This window comes from Noviherbaspirillum album, assembly GCF_035916955.1.
Lineage (GTDB): Bacteria > Pseudomonadota > Gammaproteobacteria > Burkholderiales > Burkholderiaceae_D > Noviherbaspirillum > Noviherbaspirillum album.
This window is the reverse complement of record NZ_JAWIIV010000004.1, coordinates 286,812-300,933: the sequence shown is the minus strand read 5'-3', so window position 1 is coordinate 300,933 and position 14,122 is coordinate 286,812. Positions and strand designations below refer to the sequence as shown.

Genomic DNA, 14,122 nt, shown 5'->3' with positions numbered 1-14,122 from the left:
TGGGCCATGAAGTGTCGTTCACGGCCTACTCGATGCTCAAATCCATGGGCTGGCCGACCTCGGCGCCATCGTACGAGCGGCTGCGGCTGTGTATTCTCAGGCTCACCGCCAACGCGGTGGAGATCCGCTTCGATGCCGGCTCGGGCAAGCGCGGCTACGGCGGCACGCTGGTGCAGGAGTTCACGTTCAAGGACGAAAGCGACCGGCAGTGGAAGGTAAGGCTGAACCCGAAGCTCATCACCCTGTTCGGCACCGATGCGTACACGCAGCTGGACTGGAGGCAGAGGCTCAAGCTGCGCTCGCCGCTGGCGAAGTGGCTGCACGGTTTTTACTATACGCACCGGGAGCCGTTCGGCTACAAGGTGGAGACGCTCAAGGGCTTGTGCGGATCGTCGGCGCAGCAGCTGTACCACTTTCGCAATGGTTTGAAGAAGGCGCTGGAGCTGCTGGTGGAGCAGGGCTTTCTGAAGTCATGGAAGATCGATCCGATGACCGACGTGGTGACGGTGGTGCGCAACGCCCGTCCGCAGGGGCTGCTCGGTACCTGTTGATTCATCCCGAAAAATGGTTCATTTTTCGGGTCGATGATTTCATCCTCACCCTCTGGGAGAGGGCCGGGAGAAGGAGATCTGGCCCAACATATTTTCGGACCGGATCTATAAGCAATCTATCGTATGTCGAGCGTGGCTCCGCATGGTGCCGGCAAATGAATCCAGGTCAAATCTTCGCCAGCCAGTGTAGGAATGGCGACAGAAATGTGCTGTAATAAATTCGACTCTTGTAGTCGCCTATTAAAACAGCCCCTGGAGAACAAGATGAAGACAATTGCCGGCGCACTGGTGCTTGCATTACCGATGCTTTTTCAAACCGCGTTCGCGGCTACCGAGCAGCAGAACAAGATGGCGACCTGCAACAAGGAAGCCGAGGGCAAGAAAGGCGATGAACGCAAGGCCTTCATGAAGGAGTGTCTGAGCAGCAAGCCGAAAGTCAGCGAAGCACAGAAGGCGCAGCAGGACAAGATGAAGAGCTGCAATGCCGATGCCAAGGGCAAGACCGGAGACGAGCGCAAGAAATTCATGAGCGAGTGCCTGAAAAAAGGCTGATCTCCGCGAGCCCGATCAATAACGCTATGCCGCAGTTTTCCGCATCCGGAAACGTATGAACACATGCTTCGGATGCGGTTTTCCTTATTCCGCCGAGAATTCCGCTGCTGCCTTGGCAGTCCACAAGGCTTTGTCGTAACTGTCGAACGGCGCATCGTAGCCATCCGTCTTGCCGTCGGCGCCGACGAAATACGTCCACCAGCCGGCTTCTTCCCGGACAATGGCGATATCGCCCTGCCTGCAATGGTCGACGATGCGTTCATCGTGGGCGAGCGTCACGATCTTGATACCTCGATGATGGATCACGGTCGACATGATTTCTCCATTCGGAACAGCAAGGCCGGCAGGCGACCCCGACCGCGCACGGCTCGCCGGAGGGGTGGCCAGGGGACGGTTGTGCAGTTGTAACTGAATTGAAGACCCAGTAGTTAACTCATTCAAAGACCGTTGATTTCGCGCAGCGTTCATTAAACCTCGCTGTCATGGAACGCTGCAGTGTTGTCATTGCGACATGCATGGAACGGGCTTGGGCAAATGGCAATGTCGGTGTAATATCGCGTTACAAAAATCCACCTCAGGAAGGTTGGGAGACACAAAAGCCCGCACGGAATGCTCGTGCGGGCTTTTCTATTTGGAATTTGCCCAGCTCCACTCTTCGTTTGCACGCATGAACATGCAGGAGCTCGAGAAGCAGGAATGAATGAAGCGTGCCCCAGAGATATAAACAAACCCTATACCGGTTATCACGACAATAAAGCGGACATTCAAAAAACCGATCGGTATATTGGCACCTGTCTCCTCCAACTCTCCTAGAATTGGATTGGCCCGCTACCGAAAGGTCTGCGGGCTTTTTTTTGCCTGTCTATTTCTCCCGTACCGCATTCCAGCCGCAGCGACGGTGAACCCGCCGCGCCAAAGACATCTAATCTCATGTTGGAGATACGGAGGCCGAAAATGCGTATGAGCGACGAAGAATATTTCCGCAGTTGCGTGGCGAAGGAGCGTCATCTGGCCCAACTGCTCGGACACGAGATCGAGGAATATTGCGAAAGCGCTGGCGTACTGTGGGAAGGCACCAGCCCCATGCCGCAATGGACCCGCGACTGGGCCGCCTGCGGACCGCTGATCGCGCGCTATCACATCCCGATCAGCTATGGCAGCCAAGGGGGCGACGCCATGCCGGACACGGTCATCGCCGGCCCCATCATTGCGCATTACAGCGACCATCCCTCGCCGGACAGGGCGCTGATGTACGCAATCGTCAAGGCAGTCATTTCCCTGCTGGAGCATGACAAGGCGCATCGCTATCCGCATCGATTCCCCTTGCATGAACGTGCGCATCCCGCGCCGTCGCATCGCTAAGACGGAAATGCCGGCGGCCAGGCGTAGAATGGCGGTCTTTTCGCATTACCTTCCCGAACGGACCGTCGTATGCCCTGCTGTATGCCTTACATTCGCGCCAGATCCTTTCCTTGGGTGAAAGCCCGTCCATGAGCGGCTACCCCATCCTGCAATGGAACGACGCCGATGGCGAGCATGCGGTCCGCTGGCGCTCCGAAGCCGGTGTGCCGCCGCCAAGGAAAGTTGTTCCGGCCGATGACCGCATGAATGCCGACACCGCCTACCGGCTCGCCTGCGAGGGTACGGCCCTGCTGTGGCGAGGCGACTTCCAGAACGCCCGCCAGCTGCTGCAGGCGCTGGCGCGGCGCACCGACCGCAAGCCGAAGAAACCGCGTCCGCCCGCGGCCTCGCCGAAGGAGGCATTTCACCAGCACCGCCAGGCCCAGGCCCAGCGCGCCCGCATACTCGGCATGCTGCTGCTGCCGTTCGAGGCGGGGCATGTCGTGCCGCTGCGGCGCGCACCCGATGTCAGGCAGGCCTGCGAAGAAGCCTACGGCCCGGCGCAGGAGGCTTACGTGGCATCGCTGCGGGAGCTGCTCGGCTTGATCGGCGCCCATGAATGGCACAAGAAGGGCGTGGAAATCCCGGCGCTGGGCGCGCGCATCCATCCCTGTTATGGCGTGTTCTCCCCGGTGCGCGGCGAGTATGTCGATCTTGTGGCGCAGGCGCCGCTGCCCGTCGGGGCCGATGCGCTGGCCTTCGATATCGGCACCGGCACCGGCATCCTGGCGGCCGTGCTCGCCGGGCGCGGCGTGGCGAATGTGGTGGCAACCGACCAGGATCCGCGCGCGCTGGCCTGCGCGCGCGACAACATCGCGCGCCTCGGTCTTGCCGGGCGGGTCGAACTGCTGCAGGCCGACCTGTTTCCGCCAGGGCGCGCGCCGCTGCTGGTGTGCAATCCCCCATGGGTGCCGGCGCGCCCCAGTTCACCCGTCGAACATGCGGTCTACGACCCCGACAGCCGCATGCTGCGCGGCTTCCTCGACGGCCTCGCGGCGCATCTCGCCCCGGGCGGCGAGGGCTGGCTGATCCTGTCCGATTTCGCCGAGCATCTCGGCCTGCGCACCCGCGAGCAGTTGCTGGAATGGGTGGAAGGCGCCGGGCTGCAGGTCGTCGCCAGAATGGATGTACGGCCGAGGCATCCCAAGTCCATGGATGCCGATGATCCGCTGCACCAGGCCCGGCGCCTGGAAGTGACTTCCCTGTGGCGGCTCGCCGCCGGCTGACTCCTGTCGCTGTTTGTCTTTCGTTTCATCTTCCGTTTCGTCTTTCCATGCAGCATCCTCGACGCAGCGGTTAAAATGACGGCCGTGGAACCGTGCATCGTTCCCGAAATCAACGACCCTGCGATGGAGGCGCGGTGAAGTTATCGATGTTCATCAATGACAACATGGAACGCATCGTTGCCGAGTGGGAGGCATTCGCCCATACGCTCGCGCCCGATGCGGAAAAGCATGGCGTCGGCTTGCGTGAACACTCGCGCGACATCCTGCATGCCATCATCGCCGACATCGAAAAGCCCCGGCCGCGCCAGCTTGCAGGACAGGGCGGGGGACGCGCCGGCCTGCTGGACGGCCATGAGACCGCCGCCGCCGCCTATGGCGCGATGCGCCACCATGCCGGATTCGACCTGGACCAGCTGAGCGCCGAGTTCCTGGCCCTGCGCGCCAGCGTCATCCGCCTGTGGATGGAATCCGGTCCCGAGCTTGATGCAATGGGCTTCGAGCAGACCCTGCATTTCAACGACGCCATCGACCGTGCCCTGTCGGAAGCGCTGGCCCGCTATGCAAGGGAAGTGGAGCGCTCGCGCGACATGTTCCTTGCCATTCTCGGACACGATTTGCGCACGCCGCTGGGCGCCATCATCATGACCAGCCAGTATCTGACCACGCCCGGCATTCCGAAGCAGAAGCAGGATGAGGCGGTCGTGCGGCTGGGGAGAAGCGCCGCGGCGATGAGCGCCATGATCAAGGACCTGCTCGATTTCACGCGCAGCCGCCTCGGCCGCGGCGTGCAGGTATCGCGGTCCGACACCGATGTCGACAAGGTATGCCAGGCGGCGCTGGAGGAGGCACGCATTGCCTATCCCCGTCATGCGATGCTGGTCGAGTGTTCAGGCGACCTGCGCGCGGTGGTCGACGGCGAGCGCCTGCGCCAGGTGATGGCGAACCTGTTGAGCAACGCGGCCCGCTACGGCGGAAGGGAAGCGCCGATTACCGTTGCGGCGCTGGGCGAGCATGAACGCATCGTCATCGAAGTGCGCAACCGGGGTCCGGCCATACCGCAGGAAGTCCTGCGCGTCATCTTCAATCCGCTGGTCCACGCCGGGGCCGACGACGACAATCAATCCATGCCGCCAGCCAACCTCGGCCTGGGATTGTTCATCGCGCAGGAAATCGTGGCCGCCCACGGCGGCGATATCACGGCGGCGTCCACCGATGCCGATGGCACGGTGTTCCGCATCGTCCTGCCAAGGACATCGGTGTCCTAGCCTAGAGCGGATTGCGGTGGGTTTAGGGAAGAATCGGTTTGTCTTGGGATGCAGGGCAAGGCGAGAGGAGCGCCGTGCGGCGGGCCACACAAGCGACGAACAACGCTGCCATGGTGAAGTGGACCCAAGGCAGGCCGAGACGACCGACCACCCATTCGCAATCCGCGCTAGTTACAAGGTCCGCACGCAGAGGCGGAAGTCCATGTCTTCCTCGTAGCGCCTGACTTCGAAGCCGAGGCTGCGCATCAGTTTGAGCATTGGCACATTGTTCGACAGCACCAGGCCTTCGACCCGCTCCAGCCCTTTGCTGCGCGCCACATCCATAATGGCCAGCATCATGCGCGAGCCGATGCCCTGGCCACTGAACTCATCGGCCACCGCCAGCGAAAATTCACAGCTGGCGAGATCCGGGTTGGTGACATAGCGCGAGACCGCGATGATGCGGTCGGTATGGCGGAATCCTCCCTGTTCGTCCGGCGTGCGCTCCCTGTGCACCGCCACCAGCGCCATCTCGCGGTCATAGTCGATCAGCGTGAAGCGCGCCAGCATGCGCAGCGACAGTTCGCGCATGGTGGAGACGAAGCGCATGTAGCGGCTTTCCGGAGACAGCCGGCGCACGAAATCCTGCAGCATTTCGGCATCGTTGGGATGCACCGGGCGCATGATGTAATGACCGCCGCCGCGCAGCGGCCATTCTTCCTCGCGGTCCGACGGATAAGGCAGGATGGCCAGGTGCGGATAATCGCCCGCCCCGCGCGGCGCATGGCCGACCACCACGCGCGCATCGACCGCCAGCGCGCCGGCGGCGTCGACGATCACCGGGTTGATGTCCATGGCCTTGAGCTGCGGCAGCGCGCACACCATTTCCGATACCCGCAGCAGCATCTGTTCCAGCGACTCGCGGTCGGCCGGCGGCGCGCCGCGCCAGTTGTCGAGCGTCTCGGCGGAACGGGCGCGGTCGATCAGCCGCTGCGCGAGAAACTGGTTGAGCGGCGGCAGCTCGATGGCACGGTCGGCGATCAGCTCGATCATGGTGCCGCCGGCGCCGAACGAGATCACCGGACCGAAGGGTTCGTCGGTATTGACGCCGATGTACAGCTCGCGTCCGCGCGGCTTGCCCGACATGTTCTGGATGGTGACGCCATTGATGTGCGCATCCGGCCGCAGGCGCTTGACGGTCGCCATCATGTCGTTCCAGGTGTCGCGCACCGCCGCGGCATTCTGCAGGTTGAGGGCGACGCCCTGCACATCCGACTTGTGCGGGATGTCGGGCGAGTCGATCTTCAACGCGACCGGATAGCCGAGCTGGTTGGCGATCAGGATGGCCTCGCTCGCCGAGCGCGCCAGGATGGTCTTGGTGACCGGAATATGGAAGGCCGCGAGCAGCGCCTTCGACTCCATCTCGGTGAGCACCTTGCGCCGTTCGGCCAGCACGCTTTCAACCAGGATGCGCGCGCCTTCCAGGTCGGGCTTGGGCAGCGGCGACAGCGGCGGCGGCGTCTGCTGCAGCAGCTGCTGGTTCTGGTGGAAGGAGGCAATGTTGCTGAAGGCATCGACCGCCGCTTCCGGCGTGCGGTAGGTCGGGATCGCCGCGCGGCTCAGGATGGTGCGGGCATCGGCGGCGCGCTCGTCGCCCATCCAGCAGGTGACCAGCGGCTTGGCCAGGGAGGGATAGAGGTCGGCCAGCGCCTGCGCCACCGCGGTGGTGTCGAGATCGGGCTTGGGCGACAAAATGACCAGGATGCCGTCGATGCCCTTGCCGCCGGCGCAGGCGCTGACCGCCGCATGATAGTGCTGCGCGGCAGCTTCCTCGCCGAGGTCGATCACGCTCTGCAGGTTGGCCAGCGGCGACAGCTGCGGCGCCAAAGCCGCCGCTTCCGCATCCACCAGCATGCCCAGTTCCAGGCCGAGTTCATTGGTCCAGTCGGCCGCCAGCACGCCGGGGCCGCCGCCGTTGCTGATCACCGCCAGTCGCTTGCCGACCGGCAGGTTGCGCGCCGACAGGCCCTTGGCCGCGGTGAACAGCTGCACGAAGCTGCGCACCCGCACCGCGCCGGCGCGTTGCAGAGCCGCATCGAAGACATCGTCGCTGCCGACGATGGCGCCCGAATGGGTGAGCGCGGCGCTGGAGCCGGCCGGCTTGCGGCCGGCCTTGAGCACGAATACCGGCTTGACGTTGGCCGCCGCGCGCAGCGCGCTCATGAAACGGCGCGCGTTGCAGATACCTTCCAGATACACCACCACGCTCTGCGTGCGGCGGTCCTGGGCCAGGAAATCCAGCACTTCGGCCACGTCAAGCGAGGTATGCGCGCCGAGCGAGACCACCGTCGAGAAGCCGACGCCGTTCTTCACAGCCCAGTCGAGGATGGACGAGCTGAGCGCGCCGGATTGCGAGACCAGCGCCAGCGAGCCGGTTCGCGCCAGCGGTCCGAGGGCGCTGGCATTGAGATTGAGCTGGGGACGCTGGAAACCCATGGAATTCGGGCCGAGCAGATGGATACCGTGCTGCCTGGCGATCGATTGCAGCCTTTGGGCCAGCGCGGCATCCACGCCGCCGGAGACGATCAGCGCGGTCTTGCTGCGTATGCGCGCGGCAACTTCCAGGGCGGCGGCAAGCTGTTCGTTGGGCAACGCGATGATCGCCAGATCCGATTGCGACTGCGCAAGATCGCCCAGCGTGCCGCTCATGCCAACATCGAGGTAGGTGACGCGTCCGTCGAAGGCGGCCGCCTGCAGCTGCGCTTTGATCAGCTTGCCGTGCGACGTCTGGCTGCCCGGCGTGCCATCTTCGCCGGCGAAGACGACGATGGCGCCCGGCGTGAAAAGCGGTGACAGATAGTGTTTTTCCATACCTGGAAGCCCCGGAGTCAGGTTGAACTCGACAGCAGTCAAGACAGCATCAGGCATGCCGGCGTTCGCGGAATGGCTTTCCGCGCAGCGTTTTATCAAGCCATGCCATTGTGTCTATCGATTTTGACACACTGTTGCTGGCAGGCGACTACAATGCGTTTCCCATCATGCAATGCATAGGCAGTCATCCCCTTACGATGCAAAATGGAAAGACACGTTTTGTATCTTGATGGAAATGCCTCATTCGCCCGCCCTTTCTTCGAGCCTGGTCTCGATCGCCGTCTGCTCCGCCTGCGCCATGTGGGCGGCTCCGGCATGGTCGGATTCTCTCGCCGACATGCCGCGGCCGGCGGCAGTAGGCACAGCCGTTACTGCAACCGCAATCGAGATCGAACGCGGCACGTCCTTCTATCTCGGCCGCATCCGGGCCGACGCCGCTTATGCGCGCGGGCTGAGCGGCGCCGGCGTGACGATTGCCACGCTCGACACCGGCATCAGCGGCACGCACCGGGAATTCATGCAGGCAGGCAAGCTGCTTCCGGGCTTGAATGCGGTCACCGGCGGCCTCGATGTCACCGACCGCAGGGGCCACGGCTCGCACGTGGCCGGCATCATCGCTGCCCTGCGCGACGGCCGCGGCAATGCCGGCGTGGCGCATGGCGCGACGCTGCTGCCAATCAAGATATTTCCGGACAGCGGCAGCGGCAGTACGCTCGCGCTTGATATCGGCCTGCGGCATGCGATCGGAAAGGCAGCCATCATCAATCTCAGCATCGGCGCATCCGGGCCTTTCGATGCGCGCGCCATGCAGGAGGCGGTGAAGAGCGGCCTGCTGATCGTGGCGGCGGCCGGCAACGATGGCGCGCCGACGAGCAACTGGCCTGCCCGCTTTGCCAGGGAAGCCTGGGCCAACAACCAGATCATCGCCGTCGGCGCGGTGGATGCTTCGAACCGGATCGCCTCGTTTTCCAACCGTGCCGGCGACACCGCCGCCTGGTACCTGGTCGCGCCGGGCGTCGGGGTGGTCTCCGCCCATCGCAACGACCAGTATGCAAGCATGAGCGGCACCTCCATGGCCGCACCGATGGTCAGCGGCGCGGCGGCATTGCTGATGCAAATGTGGCCCAGGCTGCGCGCCGACCAGGTGGCGACGATCCTGCTGGTCACGGCCACCGATCTCGGCGCGCCCGGCATCGATCCGATCTATGGGCGCGGCTTGCTCAATATCGACAAGGCGCTCAAGCCCGTCGGCACGCTCACCACCACCACCTACAACGGCAAGACCATCCGCGTGCTGAGCGGGGCCATGCAGCCGTCGGCGGCCACCAGCGCGATCTGGAGCCTGGCCGCATCGGGCCAGCTGCGCGCGGTCGGCAGGGATGACTTCCAGCGCGATTTCGGCATCGACCTCGGCAGGACCGTCACGCGCAGCACCGCCTTGTCGCTCGACCAGGTGATCGGCGGCATGGGCCGGCGCAATGAAGTAGCCGAACGTGTTTTCGGTGATGACATGGAAATGGCTTTCGTTCGCGAATCGTGGACGGGCACCGGCATGGGCGCCATGCCCGCGCACCTGCAGGCGCAAGCGCCGCGCGACCGCCTGGCCGCATTCTCGCTGCTGGCGCGTGGCCGCGACGGCATGCAGGCTTCCTTCGCGCTGGGCAGCTTCGCCGGGCAGGATTTCGGCGCGCACGGGCTGAGGCTGGCGCCTGACCTGCCGCTGTCGCAGGTGGCCGGCCTGTCCAATCCCTATCTGTCGCTGCTGCCCTCGACCACCCATTTCGCCGTGGCGCGCGAGGCCGGCGGCTACTGGGTCAAGGCCGGGCTGGTGGCTGCCGGCACGCATGATCCGCTGGCATCGTCCGATGTCCATCTGCCGGGTGCGGCATGGATGCCGCAGGCAAGATCGGGGGTGTTCGAAGTTTCCCGCTCTTTCGACGGCGCGGCACTGTCGATGTCGCTGCTGCAGACGCGCGAACGCAACGCCTACCTCGGTTCCTATTCGAGCGGCGCATTGTCGATCGCCAACCGCGCGGCCACGCATTCGGTGCAGCTCGCCGGCGCCGTGCTGATCATGCCGCAGCTCGCTCTGGCCGGCCAGGCATCCTACGGCATCACTCCCGGTCGCAGCGGCGACAGCCTGGTGGCCGGCGTGACCACGTTGCGCACCAATGCCTTTTCGCTGGCGCTGGTGGCCGCCGACCGTGCCAGGCGGGGCGACCGGCTCAGCCTGGCCTTGTCGCAGCCGATGCGCACCTATGCCGGCCAGCTGACGATGGATGTGTTGTCGAACGAGCAGGTGCGCGACAGGCTGGTGTTCTCGATGGCGCCGACCGGCAGGGAAGTGCGCGGCGAGCTGAGCTATCAGGCGCCGCTGGGGCCGCTGTCATCGATGGGCGTGAGCATGATGCTGCGCCGCGAGCCCAACAATATCGCCGATGCGGCGCTCGACAAGCTGCTGGCGCTGCGATACGCGACGCGCTTCTGACGGCATCACCATGACCATGGCACACGGACGCGCCGCCTGCCGGCTTGCGCTTCCATCAACGCTGCATTTTCGCTGGACGCGAGCCCGTAGCGGGGCTAAGCTCGGCATATTGCATTTCCGAGGCGCATGAGCCCATGTCACGCGAACCCTCACCGCAAGACCTGACCGCACCCCAATCCTCGACCTCCGGATCGTTCTGGGAACGACACGACAAATTTCCCGCCGAAATCGAAGCTTCCTTCCAGGCCGAGATGGACAGGCTGCGCGAACACCGCATGGTCCGGACCGGACTGGCCGGCGCCCTCCTGTACGGCGCCTTCGCCATCAGCGACCTCAGCATGGTGCCCGACGTCTATCAGCAGGCGTGGCTCATCCGCTTCCTGATCGTGATTCCGCTCATGCTGCTAGGCACGATCTTGTTCAGCCGACTCAAGAACCTGCTGATGCGCGAGGCCATGCTGTCGGTCTCGCTGATCGTGACCGGGGCCAGCCTGTCCTTGATCGCCGCGCTCAGCCAGCATCCCAATGCAGTGCATTACCATACCGGCGTCACGCTCATCGTCCTGTTCGGCAACATCGTGCTCAACCAGCGCTTTCGCAGCGCGGCAATCGTGTCCGCCGCGCTGGTCGTCCTGTACGGCGTGAGCCTGCTGCAGGTGGCCGCCATGTCCGCCGAGGTCCGCTTCAACAACTGGCTGTTCTGCGCTGCGGCGGTGATCATCAGCCTGATCGCCAACTTCCGCATGGACCAGGACCAGCGCCGCGCCTATCTCGCCCGCCTGCGCGAGCAGCAGCGCAACGAGGAGCTGAGCAATGCGGTGGAACTGCTCGGCAGGCTGTCGGCCGAGGATGCCCTGACCCGGCTCGCCAACCGCCGCGAATTCGACCGCAGGCTCAGCATCGAGTGGAACCGCGCGCGACGCGACGGCCATGCGCTGAGCCTGGTGCTGATCGACGTCGACTGCTTCAAGAATTACAACGACCATTACGGCCATCCGGCCGGCGACGCCTGCCTGCAGAAGGTCGCCGATGCACTGCAATCGGTGGTGAGGCGCTCCGCCGACCTGGTGGCGCGCTTCGGCGGCGAGGAATTCGTCGTGCTGCTGCCGGCGACCGATGCCGCCGATGCGGCGGCCCTGGCCGAGCGCATGCGCCGGCAGGTATCCGACCTGCAGATTCCGCATGCGGCATCGCGGGTGGCCGCAGGCATCACCGTCAGCCTCGGCGTCGCCACGCTGACGCCAGGCGATGCCGGCCAGCCGCCGGACCTGGTAGCCGCCGCCGACGCCGCCCTCTACCGCGCCAAGGAGCAGGGGCGCAATCGGGTCGTCGTCGCGCCCGCCGCAGCAACCGCCGCCGTAACCACTGCTGCAAACGCCACGCCGGCACCGCCAGCCACCCATCAACACTGAGCCCGGATTCGCCCGATGTCCCCGCATGACTTCAACGTCTTCAATGTCTTCACTTACGGTTCGCTGATGTTTCCCGAAGTTTGGCGGCGCGTGGTACGCGGCGAGTACCGCAGCGCGCCGGCCGTACTGGACGGGCATGCGCGCTATGCGCTGGCCGGCGAGACTTATCCCGGCACCATCGCCCGCTCCGGCGCCAGCGTCGCCGGCATCGTGTATTTCGACGTATCGGATGCCGATGTCGCCGCCCTCGACGCCTTCGAAGGCAGCGAATACCGGCGCGACCGGGTGCAAGTCAGGCTGGCCTCCGGCGAAGCGGCCGACGCCCAGACCTACATCTACCTGCTGCCGCAGAAGTTGTCGGAATCGCCATGGCTGCCCGAAACCTTCCAGATGCAACGCTTCCTCGGCACCTATTGCCGGGAAAGATTGGGCGAATAGGACGCTCCGGGGAAGCTCCAGGAAGTCCCGGGAAGCGCCGCCGGCGCGGATCGGCAAGCATGAGCCGCAACCACGAGCCGGTATAATGCCGGCTGTCCCCAATTCACAAGCCCGGCCGTGCGCCGGATGCCATTTTTCCCATGCTCGCTTCGCAAAAACAACAGATCATCGACTTGTTCCAGGCCGCACTCGCGCCCATCGTTGCCGGAACCGAACTGAAACCGTCCGTCGTGCTCGAGCGGCCGCGCGACCCGGCGCATGGCGACATCGCCTGCAACATCGCGATGCAGCTGGCCAAGCCGCTGAAAAAGAATCCGCGCGAGCTGGCGCAGGCCATCGTCGCCGCGGTGCTGGCAAACAAGGGCGCGCTGATCGAAAGCGCCGACATCGCCGGTCCCGGCTTCATTAACCTGCGCGTGGCGGCCGCCGCCAAGCAGGCTGTGGTGCAGGCGGTGATCGACCAGGGCGATGCTTTCGGCAGGACCGGCGCCGGCGCCGGCAGGAAGGTGATGGTGGAATTCGTCTCCGCCAACCCCACCGGCCCGCTGCACGTCGGCCACGGCCGCCAGGGCGCGCTCGGCGATGCCATGGCTTCGCTGCTGGCGGCGCAGGGCTATGACGTCACGCGCGAGTTCTACTACAACGACGCCGGCGTCCAGATCGGCAACCTCGCGCTGTCGGTGCAGGCGCGCGCCAGGGGTTTCAAGCCGGGCGAGGAAGGCTGGCCCGAGGCCGCCTACAACGGCGACTACATCGCCGACATCGCCGCCGACTTCCTGCAGAAGAAGACCGTGTCCGCCAGCGACGGCGCGCCGGTGACCGCCAGCGGCGACGTCGAGGACATCGAGTCGATCCGCAGGTTCGCCGTCACCTACCTGCGCCATGAACAGGATCTCGACCTGCAGGCCTTCGGCGTGAAGTTCGACAACTATTACCTGGAATCCTCGCTCTACACCGAAGGCAAGGTGGCGGCCGCCGTCGAGGCGCTGGTCAAGGCCGGCAAGACCTACGAGCAGGACGGCGCGCTGTGGCTGCGCACCACCGAGTACGGCGACGACAAGGACCGCGTGATGAAGAAATCCGACGGCACCTACACCTACTTCGTGCCGGACGTCGCCTATCATGTCACCAAGTGGCAGCGCGGCTTCGGCAAGGTCATCAACGTGCAGGGAAGCGACCATCACGGCACCATCGCGCGCGTGCGCGCCGGACTGCAGGCGGTCAACCTCGGCATTCCCGAAGGCTATCCGGACTACGTGCTGCACAAGATGGTCACGGTGATGAAGAACGGCGAGGAAGTGAAGATATCCAAGCGCGCCGGCTCCTACGTTACCGTGCGCGACCTGATCGAATGGTCGGCCGGCGATGCCCTCAACGAGAACGGCGAGCGCGACCTTACCCGCGGACGCGATGCTGTGCGCTTCTTCCTCATCTCGCGCAAGGCCGATACCGAATTCACCTTCGACGTCGATCTCGCGCTGTCGCAGTCCGACGAGAACCCGGTGTACTACGTGCAGTACGCGCATGCGCGCATCTGCTCGGTGCTGGCGCAATGGGGCGGCGACGAAACCGCGCTGACCAATGTGGATCTTTCGCCACTGACGTCGCCGCGGGAAGCCGCGCTGCTGGCCAAGCTGGCCGAATATCCGGAGATGCTGCAAAAAGCCCTCGACGAACTCGGCCCGCATCAGGTAGCGTTCTACCTGCGCGACCTGGCCGGCGAGCTGCACAGCTACTACAACGCCGAACGCGTGCTGGTCGACGATGCCGCTACCCGGACGGCCCGCCTGACCCTGATGCGCGCCACCCGCCAGGTCCTGCGCAATGGCCTGGCGCTGATCGGTGTATCGGCGCCCTCTAGAATGTAAAGATGTAAGAATCTGTTCAAGCGCTTGCGCACTCATTCCGGCAGTCGTAGGGTGGCGCGCAAACGCATTGA

General features: G+C 64.6%; 11 protein-coding genes. 9 read left to right on the top strand and 2 right to left on the bottom strand.

Going from position 1 to position 14,122, the window contains the following annotated elements:
* Nucleotides 1-551, top strand: a 551-nt coding sequence (gene trfA / locus RY831_RS07665) for a plasmid replication initiator TrfA (protein WP_326505729.1), incomplete at its 5' end; no start/stop codon positions are given.
* A gap of 264 nt (nt 552-815) precedes the next feature.
* Nucleotides 816-1,103: a PsiF family protein gene (locus RY831_RS07660; protein WP_326505728.1), complete on the top strand. Its 288-nt coding sequence runs from the start codon at nt 816-818 to the stop codon at nt 1,101-1,103.
* Between the two features lie 84 nt (nt 1,104-1,187).
* Here the strand turns inward: RY831_RS07660 and RY831_RS07655 are convergent, their stop codons facing one another.
* A complete protein-coding gene (locus RY831_RS07655; RefSeq protein ID WP_326505727.1) occupies nt 1,188-1,418 on the bottom strand; it encodes a hypothetical protein in 231 nt (76 codons plus the stop codon).
* Nucleotides 1,419-2,063: 645 nt separating this feature from the next.
* Here RY831_RS07655 and RY831_RS07650 point away from each other — a divergent pair.
* From RY831_RS07650 to RY831_RS07640, 3 genes are all read left to right on the top strand, one after another.
* Complete coding sequence (locus RY831_RS07650; RefSeq protein ID WP_326505726.1) at nt 2,064-2,465, top strand: aminoacyl-tRNA synthetase; 402 nt, start codon at nt 2,064-2,066, stop codon at nt 2,463-2,465.
* A gap of 128 nt (nt 2,466-2,593) precedes the next feature.
* Nucleotides 2,594-3,730, top strand: a complete 1,137-nt coding sequence (locus tag RY831_RS07645; protein WP_326505725.1) for a methyltransferase — start codon at nt 2,594-2,596, stop codon at nt 3,728-3,730.
* A gap of 134 nt (nt 3,731-3,864) precedes the next feature.
* A complete protein-coding gene (locus tag RY831_RS07640; protein WP_326505724.1) occupies nt 3,865-4,995 on the top strand; it encodes a sensor histidine kinase in 1,131 nt (376 codons plus the stop codon).
* Between the two features lie 171 nt (nt 4,996-5,166).
* Here RY831_RS07640 and RY831_RS07635 read toward each other — a convergent pair whose 3' ends face one another.
* The gene (locus RY831_RS07635; RefSeq protein ID WP_326505741.1) at nt 5,167-7,845 is read right to left on the bottom strand and encodes a bifunctional acetate--CoA ligase family protein/GNAT family N-acetyltransferase; all 2,679 of its coding nucleotides are present in this window, start codon (nt 7,843-7,845) and stop codon (nt 5,167-5,169) included.
* A 235-nt stretch (nt 7,846-8,080) separates the two neighbouring features.
* Here RY831_RS07635 and RY831_RS07630 point away from each other — a divergent pair, with 235 nt between their 5' ends.
* The 4 genes from RY831_RS07630 (at nt 8,081) to argS (ending at nt 14,051) form a co-directional block, all read left to right on the top strand.
* The gene (locus RY831_RS07630) at nt 8,081-10,333 is read left to right on the top strand and encodes a S8 family peptidase (protein WP_326505723.1); all 2,253 of its coding nucleotides are present in this window, start codon (nt 8,081-8,083) and stop codon (nt 10,331-10,333) included.
* Nucleotides 10,334-10,467: 134 nt separating this feature from the next.
* Nucleotides 10,468-11,745, top strand: a complete 1,278-nt coding sequence (locus RY831_RS07625) for a GGDEF domain-containing protein (protein ID WP_326505722.1) — start codon at nt 10,468-10,470, stop codon at nt 11,743-11,745.
* Between the two features lie 15 nt (nt 11,746-11,760).
* Complete coding sequence (locus RY831_RS07620; RefSeq protein ID WP_326505721.1) at nt 11,761-12,183, top strand: gamma-glutamylcyclotransferase family protein; 423 nt, start codon at nt 11,761-11,763, stop codon at nt 12,181-12,183.
* 140 nt (nt 12,184-12,323) lie between these two features.
* Nucleotides 12,324-14,051: an arginine--tRNA ligase gene (argS, locus tag RY831_RS07615; RefSeq protein WP_326505720.1), complete on the top strand. Its 1,728-nt coding sequence runs from the start codon at nt 12,324-12,326 to the stop codon at nt 14,049-14,051.
* The last annotated feature ends 71 nt before the right edge of the window (nt 14,052-14,122 follow it).

Excerpts from the sequence above, each read along its gene's own strand:
- RY831_RS07635 (WP_326505741.1), bottom strand. The coding sequence starts at position 7,845 with ATGGAAAAACACTATCTGTCACCGCTTTTCACGCCGGGCGCCATCGTC.
- RY831_RS07650 (WP_326505726.1), top strand. The coding sequence starts at position 2,064 with ATGAGCGACGAAGAATATTTCCGCAGTTGCGTGGCGAAGGAGCGTCAT.
- RY831_RS07660 (WP_326505728.1), top strand. The coding sequence starts at position 816 with ATGAAGACAATTGCCGGCGCACTGGTGCTTGCATTACCGATGCTTTTT.
- RY831_RS07620 (WP_326505721.1), top strand. The coding sequence starts at position 11,761 with ATGTCCCCGCATGACTTCAACGTCTTCAATGTCTTCACTTACGGTTCG.
- RY831_RS07630 (WP_326505723.1), top strand. The coding sequence starts at position 8,081 with ATGCCTCATTCGCCCGCCCTTTCTTCGAGCCTGGTCTCGATCGCCGTC.
- RY831_RS07655 (WP_326505727.1), bottom strand. The coding sequence starts at position 1,418 with ATGTCGACCGTGATCCATCATCGAGGTATCAAGATCGTGACGCTCGCC.
- argS (WP_326505720.1), top strand. The coding sequence starts at position 12,324 with ATGCTCGCTTCGCAAAAACAACAGATCATCGACTTGTTCCAGGCCGCA.
- RY831_RS07645 (WP_326505725.1), top strand. The coding sequence starts at position 2,594 with ATGAGCGGCTACCCCATCCTGCAATGGAACGACGCCGATGGCGAGCAT.
- RY831_RS07625 (WP_326505722.1), top strand. The coding sequence starts at position 10,468 with ATGTCACGCGAACCCTCACCGCAAGACCTGACCGCACCCCAATCCTCG.